The sequence below is a fragment of the Amycolatopsis sp. cg5 genome (assembly GCF_041346955.1).
Lineage (GTDB): Bacteria > Actinomycetota > Actinomycetes > Mycobacteriales > Pseudonocardiaceae > Amycolatopsis.
In genome coordinates, this window is the sequence record NZ_CP166849.1 from 642,502 (window position 1) to 657,689 (window position 15,188).

At 66.1% G+C, this 15,188-nt stretch carries 12 protein-coding genes; 7 read left to right on the plus strand and 5 right to left on the minus strand.

Going from position 1 to position 15,188, the window contains the following annotated elements:
• Nucleotides 1-171 precede the first annotated feature (171 nt).
• The 4 genes from AB5J62_RS03295 (at nt 172) to AB5J62_RS03310 (ending at nt 7,412) form a co-directional block, all read left to right on the plus strand.
• Nucleotides 172-3,009 carry a Tat pathway signal sequence domain protein gene (locus AB5J62_RS03295; protein ID WP_370946596.1) on the plus strand — a complete coding sequence of 946 codons (2,838 nt, stop codon included), beginning with the start codon at nt 172-174 and terminating at the stop codon, nt 3,007-3,009.
• Nucleotides 3,006-3,761 (plus strand): Tat pathway signal sequence domain protein, encoded by a 756-nt coding sequence (locus AB5J62_RS03300; RefSeq protein WP_370946597.1) that lies wholly within the window; start codon nt 3,006-3,008, stop codon nt 3,759-3,761. The genes AB5J62_RS03295 and AB5J62_RS03300 overlap by 4 nt, the downstream gene beginning before the upstream one ends.
• Nucleotides 3,762-3,772: 11 nt before the next feature.
• The gene (locus tag AB5J62_RS03305) at nt 3,773-5,785 is read left to right on the plus strand and encodes an NPCBM/NEW2 domain-containing protein (RefSeq protein ID WP_370946598.1); all 2,013 of its coding nucleotides are present in this window, start codon (nt 3,773-3,775) and stop codon (nt 5,783-5,785) included.
• A 79-nt stretch (nt 5,786-5,864) separates the two neighbouring features.
• The gene (locus AB5J62_RS03310; RefSeq protein ID WP_370946599.1) at nt 5,865-7,412 is read left to right on the plus strand and encodes a recombinase family protein; all 1,548 of its coding nucleotides are present in this window, start codon (nt 5,865-5,867) and stop codon (nt 7,410-7,412) included.
• Between the two features lie 58 nt (nt 7,413-7,470).
• On the opposite strand, the gene AB5J62_RS03315 is transcribed toward AB5J62_RS03310, so the two are convergent.
• The 4 genes from AB5J62_RS03315 to AB5J62_RS03330 all read right to left on the minus strand — a co-directional run bounded on the left by AB5J62_RS03315 (nt 7,471) and on the right by AB5J62_RS03330 (nt 11,383).
• Nucleotides 7,471-7,701 (minus strand): hypothetical protein, encoded by a 231-nt coding sequence (locus AB5J62_RS03315; RefSeq protein ID WP_370946600.1) that lies wholly within the window; start codon nt 7,699-7,701, stop codon nt 7,471-7,473.
• Nucleotides 7,702-7,777: 76 nt separating this feature from the next.
• On the minus strand, nt 7,778-8,683 hold the full coding sequence (locus AB5J62_RS03320) for a replication-relaxation family protein (RefSeq protein ID WP_370946601.1): 906 nt from the start codon (nt 8,681-8,683) through the stop codon (nt 7,778-7,780).
• A complete protein-coding gene (locus AB5J62_RS03325; protein ID WP_370946602.1) occupies nt 8,680-10,092 on the minus strand; it encodes a type IV secretory system conjugative DNA transfer family protein in 1,413 nt (470 codons plus the stop codon). The genes AB5J62_RS03320 and AB5J62_RS03325 overlap by 4 nt, the downstream gene beginning before the upstream one ends.
• Before the next feature lie 76 nt (nt 10,093-10,168).
• On the minus strand, nt 10,169-11,383 hold the full coding sequence (locus AB5J62_RS03330) for a hypothetical protein (RefSeq protein ID WP_370946603.1): 1,215 nt from the start codon (nt 11,381-11,383) through the stop codon (nt 10,169-10,171).
• A gap of 1,015 nt (nt 11,384-12,398) precedes the next feature.
• Here AB5J62_RS03330 and AB5J62_RS03335 point away from each other — a divergent pair.
• A complete protein-coding gene (locus AB5J62_RS03335) occupies nt 12,399-12,953 on the plus strand; it encodes an NUDIX hydrolase (RefSeq protein WP_370946604.1) in 555 nt (184 codons plus the stop codon).
• A 4-nt stretch (nt 12,954-12,957) separates the two neighbouring features.
• On the opposite strand, the gene AB5J62_RS03340 is transcribed toward AB5J62_RS03335, so the two are convergent.
• A complete protein-coding gene (locus tag AB5J62_RS03340; RefSeq protein ID WP_370946605.1) occupies nt 12,958-14,322 on the minus strand; it encodes a helix-turn-helix domain-containing protein in 1,365 nt (454 codons plus the stop codon).
• A 309-nt stretch (nt 14,323-14,631) separates the two neighbouring features.
• Here AB5J62_RS03340 and AB5J62_RS03345 point away from each other — a divergent pair, with 309 nt between their 5' ends.
• A complete protein-coding gene (locus AB5J62_RS03345) occupies nt 14,632-14,763 on the plus strand; it encodes a hypothetical protein (RefSeq protein ID WP_370946606.1) in 132 nt (43 codons plus the stop codon).
• On the plus strand, nt 14,760-15,125 hold the full coding sequence (locus AB5J62_RS03350) for a hypothetical protein (RefSeq protein ID WP_370946607.1): 366 nt from the start codon (nt 14,760-14,762) through the stop codon (nt 15,123-15,125). Before AB5J62_RS03345 ends, AB5J62_RS03350 begins: the two co-directional genes overlap by 4 nt.
• The last annotated feature ends 63 nt before the right edge of the window (nt 15,126-15,188 follow it).

Consider the following 15,188-nt stretch of genomic DNA (forward strand, 5'->3'; position numbering starts at 1 on the left):
TGCACCTGCGTGCGCATGACGCCCGGTGCCGGATCGGCACCCCGAAAAACGGACATTCGGCCAATCGGGCTGTTCGATGTTGTTGGTTATTGACTGATTGTGCGAGATATCATACGTTTTGTTCCCGCTAGTCATCCGATCTATTGGCTTGAGTTCACGATGGAGTGACCGATGCCCGAGCAGCACGGTGGGTTTCCTCGACGCGAGCTGCTCGGCGGCACGCTCGCCGGACTGGCGCTCACGGCGCTGCCCGCCACGGCGAACGCCGAGGTCGAAGCGGCCGCGGAGTGCTTTGTGGACAGCCAGATGGGCACCGACCGGCAGTGGGAGCGTTTTCTCGCCGGTCAGGATCCGGTCTGGCAGCGCATGCCGCGCACTTGGTACGAGGGCCCCTTCCTGGGCAACGGCTTCGTCGGCGCGCAGGTCTACCGCGAGCAGAACGCGGTCAAGTTCACCGTCGACCACAGCGAATCGCAGGACCACCGGCCCGCGAACGGCAACGAGTGGGGCGTCGCCCGGCTGCCGATCGGGAAGGTGCTGCTCAAGCCGGTGGGCACGATCACAGGCGCCGACCTCCGCCTCGATCTGTGGAACGCGGAATTGACCGGTCGGGTGACCACCGACAAGGGGACACTCGAAGTGCGCGCGTTCGTGCACGGTCAGAAGGACGTGCTCGCCATCGAGGTCAGGCCGAGCGCGGGTGAGCGCGCGTTCGAGCTGACCTTCGTGCCGCTTCCGGCGGTCAGCCCGCGCATCATCAGGGAGAACCCGCCCGCCGGGTTCGCGCCGAACCCCGCGTGGACCACGCATGCCGAAGGCGAGCTGAACTTCGTCACCCAGCCGCTGTTCGCGGGTGGCCAGACGGCGACCGCCTATCGGATCAGGCGCTCCGCACGCGGCCGTGAGCTGCTGCTTTCCACCGCGCACAGCTTCCCGGGCGTCGAGGCGGAAGCGCGGGTGCGCGACGCGGTGCGCGGGTCGTCCAGTGTGGACGCTCTGCGTCCCGGCCACCGGAACTGGTGGCATGCGTTCTACCGCAAGAGCTTCCTTTCCCTGCCGGACGCGAAGCTGCAGAGCTTCTACTGGATCCAGCTGTACAAACTGGCGTCCGCCGCGCGCGCCGAGGCGCCGATCATGGCCACCACCGGGCCGTGGCTGGAGCCGACGCCGTGGCCGTCCGTTTGGTACAACCTCAACGCCCAGCTCGAATACTGGCCGGTGCACGGGTCCAATCACCTCGAACTCGACCCGATCCCGCGCTCGATCCGCGAGAACCAGCAGACGCTGATCGACGGCCTGCGCCCCGAGTACCGCGCCGACTCGATGGGCCTGCGCCGCAGCGCCGACGCGCGGTTCGCCGACGCCGGCTACGTCGGCGTGCCGAACCCGAACTCCGACGCCGAGATCGGCGACCTGCCCTGGCTGCTGCACAACGCCTGGCTGTCCTATCGGCACACCATGGACGTCTCGATCCTGCGTGACGTCGTGTTCCCGGTGCTGCGCAAGGCGATGAACTACTACCTGCACTTCCTCGCGTCCGGTGCGGACGGCCGCCTGCATCTGCCGCCGACGTTCTCGCCGGAGTACGGCCGCGCGCCGGACTGCAACTACGACCTCGCGCTGATCCGCTGGAGCTGCCAGACGCTGCTGGACTCGGCGAAGACGCTGGGCATCGCCGACCCGCTCGTCCCGAAGTGGCGTGAGGTGCTCGACAAGCTGGTCGACTACCCGGTCGACGAGCACGGCCTGATGGTCGGCACGGGTGTCCCGTTCGCCAAGTCGCACCGGCACTATTCGCACATCTTGGCCGCGTATCCGCTGTATCTGATCAATGTGGACAGTTCGGCCGAAGCCGACCTGATCGCCAAGTCGCTGGCACACTGGATCAGCTTCGAGGGCGCGTTGCGCGGCTTCAGCTTCACAGGCGCGTCTTCGCTGTCGGCCGCACTGGGCAGGGGAGACGACGCGCTGAAGCATCTGCGCGAGTTCGTCGCGCGGTTCGCCCAGCCCAACACCATGTACTACGAGGCGGGACCCGTCATCGAGACGCCGCTCTCGGCCGCGCAGTCCGTGCACGACATGCTGTGCCAGAGCTGGGGCGACACCATCCGGATCTTTCCCGCGGTGCCGGCTGCCTGGCGGGACCTCACCCTGCACGATTTCCGCACGCAGGGCGCTTTCCTCGTGAGCGCCGTGCGCAAGGCGGGCGTGACGACGTTCGTGCGGGTGCGCAGTCTCGCCGGGCAGCCTCTCAAACTGCGGACCGGCATCGCGGGCGCGCTGGAGGTCCGCGGCGCACGCCGGTGGAAGCAACTTCCCGATGGCACGGTCGAAATCGAGCTGCCGCGCGGCGGCGAGGCGCTCGTGCACGCACGCGGGCACCGGCCGGACACCACCATCGCGCCGGTGCCGATCAGCGAGCCGTCGCCGCCATGGGGTCTGCCCGCGCTGGCGCCCGGTGGCCAGCTGGTGCCGGTCGATCTGTCCACTGTGGTCAACTCCGATGGTGTGACCAGCGAGTTCTATCTCGGCGACGGGGACTTCGACGGCTCCGGCAACACCTACCCGGCGGCCCAGCTGCCGCAGACCGGGCAGGTCACCGACGACGGGGTGCCGTTCCTGTTCGTCAACGGCAGCGAGGGCACGCCGAACAACGTCGTCGGTGCCACGATTCCGTTGCCAGCGGGTAAATACACGACGCTGCACGTGCTCGGCGCCGCCGACACCGCCAACAGCGACGGCAAGATCACGGTGACCTATGCGGACGGCGCCGTCGAGCTTCCGCTGCGGCTCACCGCCTGGCGTTCCGCCGCCGCGTTCGGTGAGAGCGAGGCCGTCACCACCAGCCTGATGCACGCCAAGAGCGGCATCCAGAACGTCAAACTCGCGATCTTCCATCAGAAGATCCAGCTCGACCCGGCGCGCGAGGTCGCGTCGATCGCACTCCCTTCCGCCGCCACACCTCGGCCGCATCTGTTCGCGGTCACCCTAGAGAAGGGGAAGGCATGACCGGTTTCGACCGTAGGAAAGCGCTTACTTTGGGAGCGGGCGCGCTCGGCGCGCTGGCGCTGGGTGTGACACCGGCGCAGGCGGCGACGTGGAAGCTCAGATGGAACCCGGACCCGGCGAAGGACGGGCTCAAGGCGTTCGAGGGCCTCGAAGACGATCGGGCCGGCACGCACCCCGTCCAGCACATCTTCGCCGAGAGTAATCAGTGGCGCTTCCTCATGCACACCCGTGACCGCGACACGATGACCGACCGGCAGCGCAACGAGGTGCGCGGCATGCGCAGCGGCGGCGCGGCCGTCCCGATCAAGCTCAACGAGACCTGGCGGCTGGAATACCAGGCCTACTGGCCGTCCGCGCTGACCGCGACGACGGCGTTCACCCACATCATGCAGATGAAGGTGTCCGGTGTGGACGCTCCGGTGTGGACACTGACCCCGCGCATGAAGGGCAGCACCGGCAGGCTCACCATCGCGGGCGACTCGGCGTCCGAAGTGGACCTCACCGACTACGCGCCGCTGCAGAACAAGTGGATCGACGTGATGTTCGAGTTCAAGGCCTCGCACTCCGGCACGCTGCGCTGCGTCATCAAGAACGGCTCGGCCACCGTCGTCGACCGTAAGTGGAACGCGAACCTCTGGCGTGACACGGCTTACCTGCGACCGAAATGGGGCATCTACCGCAGCCTCAACTCGTCGGGACTGAAGGACTGCTACCAGCTCATCCGCAACTACAAGGGTTACCAACTCGTTTAAGGGTGGCGAACTTGAAGAGACTGGCCAAGAGATTCGGTGCCGCCGTGTCCGCGGCGGCGATGGTGTTCACCGTTCCCGTACTGGCCGCGCCTGCGGCGGAGGCGTTGCCGGACGGGCTCGCGCTGACCCCGCCGATGGGGTTCAACAACTGGAACACCACCGGCTGCAAGATCGACGAGCAGATGATCCGCGACATGGCGGACATCTTCGTCGACAAAGGACTGAAGGCGGCCGGCTACCAGTACGTCAACGTCGACGACTGCTGGGCGGAAAAGGAACGCAACGCCGAGGGCAAACTGGAGGGCAACAAGCTCACCTTCCCCAGCGGCATGAAGGCGCTCGGCGACTACATCCACTCGAAGGGCCTCAAGTTCGGCATCTACACCAGCGCGGGCACGGTCACCTGCGCGAAGACCATGCCGGGCGGGCTCGACCACGAGGACGTGGACGCGCAGACGTTCGCGGACTGGGGCGTCGACTACCTCAAGTACGACAACTGCAACAACCAGGGCCGCCCGGCGCTGGAGCGCTACACGAAGATGCGTGACGCGCTCAAGAAGACGGGGCGCCAGATCGTCTACTCGCTGTGCGAGTGGGGCGACAACAAGCCGTGGGAATGGGGCAAGGACGTCGGCCACCTGTGGCGCACGACCGGTGACATCAAGGACAACTGGTCCTCGATGCTCAACATCGTCAAGAAGAACGCGCCGCTCGCGCCGTACGGCGGGCCCGGTCACTGGAACGACCCCGACATGCTGGAGATCGGCAACGGCGGCATGTCCACTGTGGAGTACGAGTCGCACATGTCGCTGTGGTCGATCATGGCGGCCCCGCTGCTGATCGGCTCCGACCTGCGCAAGGTCAGCAAGGAGAACTTCGAGGTACTGCTGAACCAAGAGGTGATCGCGATCGACCAGGACGCGAAGGGCGTCCAGGGCGCCGTGCTGTCCCAAAAGGACGGTCACTGGGTGTTCGCGAAGCCGCTGGCAGGAGGCGACGTCGCGGTGGCGCTGTTCAACGAGAACACCACCAGCGCGACCATCGGGACCAACGTCGCCGCGCTAGGCCTGCCGCGGTCGGCCGGATACAGCGTGCGTGACCTGTGGAAGCACAAGACGTACCAGAGCGCTGGCCAGATCTCCGCGCTCGTGCCCGCGCACGGCACCGCGATGTTCCGCATCAAGGCCGGTGGTGACTGGCTGCGCCACGAGCCGCTGGTCGGCGCCGGTCTCGAGTTCGCGGCCACGGCCAGCGGCGTGCCCGGTGACCTCGTCCCGGCCGGGAAGCCGTTCGAGGCCACCGTTTCGGTCACGAACCACGCCCGGCTGCCGGTGCTCTCGCCGAAGGTCGCGCTGACCGCTCCGGCGGGCTGGAAGATCGAGCAGCTCTCGCGTCCTCGCAAGTGGATACTCGGCGCCGACGAATCGGCGACCGGACGCTGGCGGATCACGCCACCGGCCGGCACCGAGGGCACGGTGACGGCACTGCACAGCGAGACCCAGTACGACACGCTGGGCTTCGGCCGGGTCAAACAGTCCGGCGACTCGCCGGTGACCGTGCCGGCGGCGCCGCCGTCCGGATCGGCCTACGCGAGTGATTTGCGCTGGTACGCCGAGAAGAACGGCTACGGCAACATCGAGCGTGACATGTCCAACGGCAGCATCCCCGACAAGGACGGCAAGCCGCTGACCATCAACGGCGTCCGCTACGCCAAGGGCCTGGGCGCGCACGCGCCGAGCGAGCTGGTCTTCTACACCGGCGGCCGCTGCACCGCGTTCAGCACCGACGTCGGCATCGACGACGAGCGGGAACCGGCGAACCTGCGCGGCTCGGCGACCTTCGAGGTCCACACCGACGGCAAGAAGAAGGTGGACTCCGGGCTGCTGACCTACCTGGACCCGGCGGCACACCTGACGGCGGACATCACCGGCGCTCAGTACGTCAAGCTCGTGGTCACCGACGGTGGCGACGGCAACTCCTACGACCGCGGCGACTGGGCAGGCGCACAGTTCACCTGCAAGTAGCCCTGACCTGCGCATAAAGAGGTCGTGAGTGGTATGGCCGGTTCTAGCGGAACCTGACTTAGGTACCTACTGTTGATCTATGGGCTTCAGTCATCAGGTTAGCGCAGGTCAGGACGGGCGGCAGCCGATCTGGGACTCGTACGCGCGGCTGTCTCGCAACCAGGCGGGGAAGCTGGAGAAGTGCGAGACCCAGCACGGCGACAACCGTGGAGTGATCGAGCGGTCGGGCGCTGTGCTGGGTGAGGAGATCTCCGATCCGAAGCTGTCGGCGTGGAATCCGAAGGTGCGCCGTCCTGGGTGGGAACGGATCATGAAGCGGATCGCGGCGCGGGCGTGTGACGGGGTGGTGCTGTGGAACACCGACCGGGGGTGGCGTCAGTCGCCGGACCTTGAAGATCTGTTCAAGCTGATCGAGGGGTTCGGCTCGTTCACGGTGGCGTCCTCGCACGGCCGGTACGACTTGGCCGACTACAACGACCGGTACCAGTTGCGGCAGGAGGTCGCGCACAACCAGCGCAACTCCGATGAGGCGTCGCAGCGAATCTCCCGCCGGTTCGACACGCTGCGCCGCAACGGCGTCCCGCACCTGCAAGGGCGGTCATTCGGCTTCCCCGGCTTGGACAGGACTGTCCGCAAGGAAGACGCGATCGGCGAAGACGGCAAAGACACCCGCCAGCAGGTTCCGGCGGAGTTGGTGGAACGCGAGCGGGCCGCGTTGCGGTCGGGGACGACTGCGTTGTTGGCGGGCGTGACTCAGGTTGCGCTGACGGACGAGTGGAATGCTGACGGGCTGCGCACGGTCACCGGTGGCATGTGGCGACCGGCTCAGGTTCGGGAGGTGTTGTTGCGGCCGCGCAACGCGGGGCTGATCGAGCATGACGGCGAGGTCGTGGGTCACATGCCGGGTGAGCCGATCGTGGATCCGGTCGAGTTCGATCGGTTGCGCACGATGTATGCCGGTCGCACCCGTGGACGGCAGCCGGGCGGACGCTACGTGGGGTCAGGGATTCTGACGTGCTCGCTGTGCGGGAAGACGGTGTCCGGCCGTCCACATGTCGGTGAGTACCCGGACGGGCAGCGGCGGCGGCAGTACGCGTGTATGAAGGGGCACGGCGGGTGCGGCAAGGTCGCGGCGGATGTTCTGCTGGTGGAGTTGGAGTTGCGCGGGCTGGTGATCTCGCGGTTGTCCGACGCGCGCCATGCGGCGGCGATCAGGGCTTCCCGCGCGAGGGTAAGCGAGCAGCTCGGCGAAGTCTTGAAGGAGATCGCCGAGTGCGAGCGGCGGCAAGTGGCGATTGCCGCGAAGTACGGTGCGCGGAAGATGTCAGAAGAGGCTTTTGACAAGGCCAATGAACCGCTGGTGGCTGATCTAGCGAAGCTGGAGGCGCAGCGAGACGAACTGACCGGCGGGAACCCTGAAGGACCCACCGAGGCAATGAGCCGCTCGGACGCCGCCGCACAGTGGGACTCCGCCGAGGTGCCGGAGAAGCGCGCGATGCTGCTTGACGCGCTGGGCAGGGACACCGTGTTTCTCGACCCCGCCAAGAAGGACGGGTTCCGCATCTTCAATCCCAAGCGTGTCCGTGTCGAGCGACACAAGCGCGCCGCGAGGCGGAAGACGGCCTGACATAGCAATGAGCGACGGCGCACCCCCAAGGCGGGGCGCGCCGTCGCTCATCGGTGTGTCAGGCCGCGCGGTCCTGATCGGTGTTGCGCAGCCGGGTTTCTATGCGGTTAAGGATCAGCGCAAGCGCGTCAATCTGCTGTTGGCTCATCGGCGGCCAATCGGCGACGATGACCGCCCATCGGTCCACCGCTTCAGCGGCGAGACGGGCCTGTTTTTCGGCGTAGGTCTCCTTTGGGCTTGAGGGGTCGGGTACGGCTTTGAGGTGGCGGCGTGGCGTCCTGGAGGGCATCAGCGGGTTCCTCTCCTGATCGGTGGCGGTCAGGTGGTTTGGTTCGTGAGGCGGCTCCTTCCTGGGTACGGGCGAGTCAGGCAGCGGGTTTCAGCGTCCGCCGCGATGGCGTGACAGACGCCGCTGTGGCATCGATCAGCCGGACAAGGCGGCTACCGCCGACGGGCAACCACACCCGGTCGGCGAACGCGGCCTGTGCAGCCGCCAGGTAATCGGTGTCGGTGCTGAGGATCGGCACCGAGGGCGGAACGCCGTGTCGGTGCGCCAGCTGCTGGAAATGGTGGTTCCTGGGCGTGTTCGGGAAGACGAACAGCACGGGCTTGGTCACTCCGGCGGTGGCCAGTTCGGCGTACTTGTCGATCTTCTCGACGACGTCGGCGAGACGTTCGGTGCCGTTGTCGTATTCGAGGAAGAACCCCAATTTCCGGTCGTTCTCGGACCATTCGCCGTAGCCGTCCGGTCGCACGATCTTTCCGCAGATCGACGCGACTCGACTTTCCGGCCACCAATCCAGCAGCTCGCAATTCGGAACTTTCTGCGCATGCCCTGACAGGGTCGTGAAGAAGTCGTTCACGCCGAGCAGGTGGTCGAGCGTGCGTGATTCGGCTAGCCGAATGATCCTCTCCCGGACCGCGCTTGCTCGCGGCAGCGGATCACCGCTGGAGGCGGCGTGGATCGCTTCGCCGAGCAGACCGAGCGTGTAGCGCCACGGCTGGGAGCCGGGGCGGACACAGCGGCGGAACCGGGCGAGTACGCCGCGCCGGTGCAGCAGCACGAGTCGGTGTCGGGCGCGGGTGTCGTTGGGGAAGTCCAGCCGCGCCACCTGCTCGGCAGTGAAGACACGGTGGTCGGCGAGCAGGTCGATCAGCGACCGGTCGCGGTCGGTGAGGCGACGACCTTCGTCGATCGCCTCAGCGAGCGTTGCCGGGGCTATTTCTATGCCGGGTGGGGTGGACTTACTGTCCAGTCGTGAGACTGTCACGATGCCTCCTCGGTGGGGTCTTCCTGCGGATTCAGCTGGGCCAGGGTTCGCCAGTCATTCGCCCGCTGTGGGTGGGCGGGTGACTGGCGCGCAGACCGGCGCTGTGAACGGCTCAGTGATTGGTCCTCCTTGTCCAGCAACGCTTCGCTGCCGACAACCATGGTGAGTTCACGCCGCTTGCGGGCCCGGTCCCGCACTTCGCGGGGCAGCCCGGTCCGTGCCCGTGCGGCGGCCGTCAGCTCTTGTGCCCGGCCTCGAATCGCCGCAGACGCCGGGACGGCGTCCACTGTGAACGGCGCGACGTCGCCTCCACGGTGGACGGTGCGGCAGGTGATCTGAAATGCCGCGCGACGGGCCAGGTCGCGTTCGTCGAAGTACGGGGCGACGTGCCGTACCAACCGGGTCGCGTCAGTCGGCGACACGGTGAAGTACAGCTTGTTCCGTGCGTTCGCGTCGATCGCTTCCCGGACATCGGCTGGCAATTGCGCGAGATGCTGATGCGCGAGAACCAGCGACACGCGGTATCCACGCGCTTCGGCTAACGCGTCCTCCACCCCGATAGGCAGGTGCAGGAAATTGTGGCATTCATCCACAATGATCGTCGCGTCCGGCCGCTCGTTCGGTTTACGGTCGGCGCGACGGGTTGCGGCCTGCCACAGACCGGCGAGCAATAGTGATCCGAGCAGGCGCGAGCAGTCCTCGCCGAGTTCTCCTTTCGGTAGTCGGGCGATGAGGACGCCGCCGTCGAGAATGTCCGACAGCGTGAACGTGCTGCGCGGGGCGGCCAGCACATCGCGGGCCAGCCGACGGGTGAACACGCCGCGCAGCCGGGAGACGATCGGCCCGCAGGCCTGTTGCCGTCCGGCTGGGGAGAGTTCGTTGTAGCTGTCCCAGAACCCGGCGAGCCCTTCCGGCTCGCCGTGCTCACGCAGGACCCGCCGCTGAAACCGGGTGTCGGTCAGCAGCGGCACCACGTCGGCCAGGGTCGACCCTTCCCGACGCACCAGGGTCAGGCATGCCGCGCGCAGGGTGTCGTCCATGCGCGGGCCCCAATACGCCGCATACAGGCGGCGGAACACGCCGACGACGTGCTCAGCCACCAACTCCGCCTTCTCGGGTGTGTCGGCCTGCAACGGGTTCCACACCGGAGGCGCGTCGGCCTCGGCAGGGTCGACGATCACCAGCCGGTTGCCGCAGGAGCGCGGCAACCTGTCCAGCGCCGCCCGTGCCAGGTCGCCCTGGCAATCGAACAGTGCCACCCCGCGACCCGCGTCGGACTCGGCCACGCACAGCCGACACAGCTGGGTGGACTTTCCGGCGCCGGTCACGCCCAGCACGTGGACGTGGTGGCGTGCATCCGGCACGGCCAGTCCGAGCAGGTCTGCCGGGCCGTCGTGCGCGAGACCCACCGGCTTCGGCGTCCGCCGCCTTGGGTGATCCGGTGGGACCAGTCGCAGTCGTCGCGGCTTAGAGGCCGTCTGATCGTCAAGCGACATGATCGCCTCCGCCGTCGCCGAACAGGTCGTCGCCGAACAGGTCATCGTCGGTCCATTCCAGGTTGGACCAGCCCTGGTCGCCGATGTTGCGGGGCAAGTCGCCCCCTCCAGGGCGAGTACGCGACACCGCGTCGGGCAGGTGGTAGCGGGACGGTTCGGCGGGCAAGTGCCACAACGCGGCCAACTCGGCCACTGTGGCCATGAACCCCTGCCCGATCCGCCGTGCGGCCAGCCGAGTCCGAACCCGCCACCACCGCCGAATGTCTCGCAACTCGCCCGTGATGGAGAGCGAATAGCCCGCCGCGACCGCGTCGACGGTCTCCCGCCGCAGCTTGCCGACGCGGCCGACGGTGAGCACGCGCAACGTGACGTGCGCGTGCGGTGTCAGCGAACGCTTGAGGTTGATAGCGCGCTTGCGTGCATCGGCGACCGGGTCGGGTTCAGCCGCGCCCGCCGTGTGCACCGTCGGCGTGGACGACGACCGAGAGGTGAACGCCTCCTGCAGCATGTCGAGCAGGAACCTCACCAGTCCGCTGAATCCGTTACCCAGCAGGGATAGAAGCCGACCTCCACCGCGGGCACGGGAGACGACCAATTGCAGGCATGCTCGCCGGTCCGCAGAAAGGCGTGCCAGCGCGCTGAACACCAGCCGCAGTGGCTCTTCGCTGGTGTCCGTCGCCGACCGCGTGACCGCCAACCTGGGTACCAGATCGAGCAACGGTGTCCACGGCCCGAACCGGGGCAGCAACTCCCGCACGGTCACCCGCGCGGCGCGATCAGGTGTCGGCGCTTCGGTCGCGATGACGCGGCATCCAGGCAACGCGGCACGGATTACCTCGGCCACCACAGCCGTAGGCATCCCACCCGGTACCCAGACACCCGCTCGCAGCTGTCCTGGCGCGGCCCATACCTCGATCGACAGGCGGCTCGGCTTGAGCCAGCCACGTCCGTATTGGCTCACCACGCCGATCAGAGCGCGCCATAGCGCGACCGCCCCGTCTGCCGGCATCCGTGCGGGAGGAGTGATCTCCAGCCAGGTTGCTTCCAGCACCGCTTGCCGACGAGACCGCGTGATCACCACCGCCAGCAGCGCACCCACAAGCAGCGCTGCCACGATCACGAACGGCGACCACGGCAAGGCGTCCACGGCCAGCCGGTGCAGCCGCGACGGCAGCGCGGCGAACCACTCTCCGGCCCCGCACACCAACCCGGCCAACCCGCCGGAATCGGCGCAGCTTCCGGTAGACGCAGCTTGCGCTGCGGCCCACATGTCAGGCACTATCTCATTCGCTTGCATCAGAAAACCTCACTCCGTGGTTGGGCAGGCAGACGACAAACAGGGCGCGGCAACGCCCGTCGTTCGAGCAGCAGAGTCCACGTGACCTCCCTTCCGAGGTCGGGCGAGCACAAGGTCGCCATCGGGCATGTCCACTGAAGACATGCGAATTCCGCTCTCGTTAAGCTCACGATCGCGGGCAGCTACACCTGAACCGCGTAGTCCCTCCTTTCATGGCAAGAGGCCGGATTTCAGGCCGTTTTTCGACGCCGACAGCGAAGGTTCACCCAGACGGGTGCACAGTCCAGGAAGCCCGCTTTGGCGGTACGAGGCGTCAACCTCCTGACATGCCAGACATGCACGCGACAGCAACGCGCTCATGCAGCTTCGGGGCAATTTTCTTTACGACACAGGGAAATTCCGCGATTGCGTGACGTGCGCTCGACGCGGCGAGAGCGCGTGAGTTTGCTGCACATCCGACGAAGCGGAGAGATCAGCAGCGCAGCGGTTCGCCTGAGAGTCGACGACACTGGATCCGCAAGGGGGCCGACACTATCTTGCCGGGGCATGAACCCTCTACCAGCCGACGGCACAACATGTGACGTCGCGACTCTGCCTGAACCTGGCGCTACGCGCCGCTGGGATTGCTCGTACCATCCGAGAGGTTTTGGCAGGCATTTCAACCAGCGGTGCCAGCGAGCGAAGAAGCTCCGGCGGCCGTCGACCTCCCATCCGTTCACTCAGCCACCGTGACCCACGTCACAAGCCGGACTGATGATCATGGCACTTGATCAACAACCAGGCAAGACCCGTTTGCGAGTATCACCCGATCAGGGGATTGCGCTCATTTAGCGTCCAGCTCGCCGACGGTACGACCGGCCGGTCCAAGATGACTCGATCTTGCGTTAGCCCTGGGAAAGTTGCTGTGCGGTAGCGTCCACGCATGGCTGATCGCGGCAGTGAGCCAACACGCTGGACCATTCACGGCGAGCGGGTTGTGGACGACACTCGACACCTGCGACTGAGTATCGCGTCCGTGGAACTGCCAGATGGCGTGACATTCGAGCAGTACGTACTGCGCATGCCGAAAGCCGCCATGATGGTTGTCCTAGATGACCAGGAACGTGTCCTGATGATGTGGCGTCACCGCTTCATCATCGATCGCTGGGTCTGGGAGCTGCCCGGTGGCTACGTAGACCCGAACGAGGAACCGGTTCTCACGGCGGCCCGTGAGGTCGAAGAAGAAACCGGGTGGCGGCCCCGCGACGTACGCCCTCTCGTGGCGATGCAGCCGAGCGTAGGCACGACCGAAGCGGAGCACCTCCTCTTCGTGGCACGGGGTGCCGACTACATCGGTGAGCCTGAGGACATCAACGAAGCACAACGTGTCGCGTGGATCCCACTCGATTCAATACGTGAACGAATCGAAAAGGGCGAAATTGTGGGTGCGGGCTCTCAAGTTGGCTTGCTGCACGTCCTCGCGTTCCCGCCGCGCTGAGCCGTCACGCGTGCGGGACTGGCAAGCCTGCGGCGGTCATCTGCCCGAACAGTGAACGAACATCCTTGTTGGTACTGAAGGGGGTCAGGCGGCGGCCGACGTCTGCAAGATACGACGCGCTGCGTACCGACCGCACAGTGCCGGTCATGCTTACCGCGCGCGCCCCGGCTGCGCACGCTTCGTCAACACGCCCCTGATCGGCCAGTGTCGAAGCAAGCAGCGCGGTGTTGAAGAGACGACCTCGCTCGTATCCGTCGCTCATCTCCAGCGAGCGGCGCGCGAATTGCTCGGCCTCGCGCGGCATTCCAAGGTCGCGAAACGCGTGCGCGAATTTGGCTGACATGTAAGCGACATCGAAGTAGTTCAACCAAGGTGGGAGTTCTGTGACGCTTGCCTTGCTGAAGACCACTTCGGCTTCGGTCAGCGCGCCGAGGCAGCCGTTCTTGTCTCCTTGCAAGGCTAGCCCGTGCGCTTCCATCACGGCCGATTCCGCTTGCAGGGCAGCGATTCCAGAACGCTTCGCGGCCTGACGTGCAGCCACGGCTAGGTCCACCGCTGCGCCGGGTGATCCGTGGAACGCCGCGTGATGACTCATCCCTGCCAGCATTTCTCCCACCAGCCCATCGTCCCCCGCGTCCTGACAGAGCCTGAGTGCCTGACGTAGATGCTGACGACCTGCGTCAGCTTGGCCAACGTCGTACGACATCCACCCGGCAAGCTGATGCATTTCGGCGGCCGCGCCCAGTAGCTCGTTCCGCCCGGTTCCACTGTTGCGCACGTCCCGCAGCATCCGGCCGACGCTCGTGTTCAGGAACGACGTCAGGGCCGATCGGTTGCGTCCGCCGCCGTATCGGTTGTCCAGCCTGCGGAAAGTCTGCGTCATCTCCTTCAGCGTTTCCACATCCGGATTGCCGTACGGAAGTCCCTCTGCTGCAACGGCAGTTTGCTTGCCGAACTCTCCTTGCAACAAGGTAGATCCGAGAGCGAGCGCCCCGACACTGGCCGACTTCAAGAACTGTCGCCGCTGCACGTCGTCCCTTTCCCCGCTGTTTGATGTGCGTGCCGATAGCTGCCCGCCCTGCGACTCATCCGCGATAGGCGGGCGTGGTGTCAAAGTGAACCAAAGGAATTTCTGTGGCACGTGAAGCGCGTGAGCCCACCGATCAAGCTTGTCAAGATCATGGACAGGCAACGCTGCGCGCTCGATCCGACTCACCTGGCCTTGCGTGAGACCCAGCCAACGGCCAAGCTCAGCCTGCGTCACTTCGACCGGCAGGGTCTCGCGGTAAGCACGCAGAAAACGGCCAAAATGCCTCTCTGCCAACGCTCTTTTGATCGCCGACCCGTTCCAGAAACTCTCCGGCAGCACAGCCGCCGCGCTGACGTCGTCGACTTCCCGTCTCCCGCATGGAGCGCACAAATCAGCGTTGTTGTCAGCCGCGAGTCTCGCACCACAGGACCTGCAATTCGCGGTCGTTCGGCGGACGCCCATCCGTAGCTCCTGTCGATCATGAGGCAAACCAAGTGTAGGACAAATTCCTGCCCTCTGACATGCAGATATGTATGGCGCGCATATCCGCACGTCAGAAATGCATCCGCGTGGTTTGGATCGGGCGGCTTTCGCGGCATCGTCAGTGCCATCGGACAGGCAAGACAGTCACACAAGGAGGACAAGCACATGAGCTGGAATTCAGGACCGATGCTCCAGTCACCCGACGTGACCGTGTTCGCGGAACCGGGCGGTTTCCCGCTCTCGCCTGAACCCGAGCAGGACATCCCGGAACCACCCGCCCAGGAGGTGGACAGATGACCGCAAGCGACACGCGGTCAGTAGCGCCACTGTCGACCTTCCTGGTCACCCGCGAGTACCTCGGAGATCAGGACCTTCACTTCTACTGGCGACGAGACATCGCGGATACCTCACTGCTGTACGTGTTCGCACTGTGCGAGGAACTCAAGGTCCACCCAACCCCGCACGCTCGCGAACGGCTGACCGGACAGCACTGGCACGCCATGTACTTCTGCGAAGCCTGCCTAGCGGCCCGCGACGCCGACGACCGCCAGCGGGAACTGCTCAACACCTTGGAAGCCGAAAGCTTCGTACCTCCCGGCCGTCGCGACGGCGTCAGCTACGGCGCGCCGACCGGGATACCAGACCTGCTGCTGCGATAAAGAGTCTCGACCATTACCGCGCCCACGGGCGGTGAAAGTGTCTCGACACCATGTCGCAGAAGC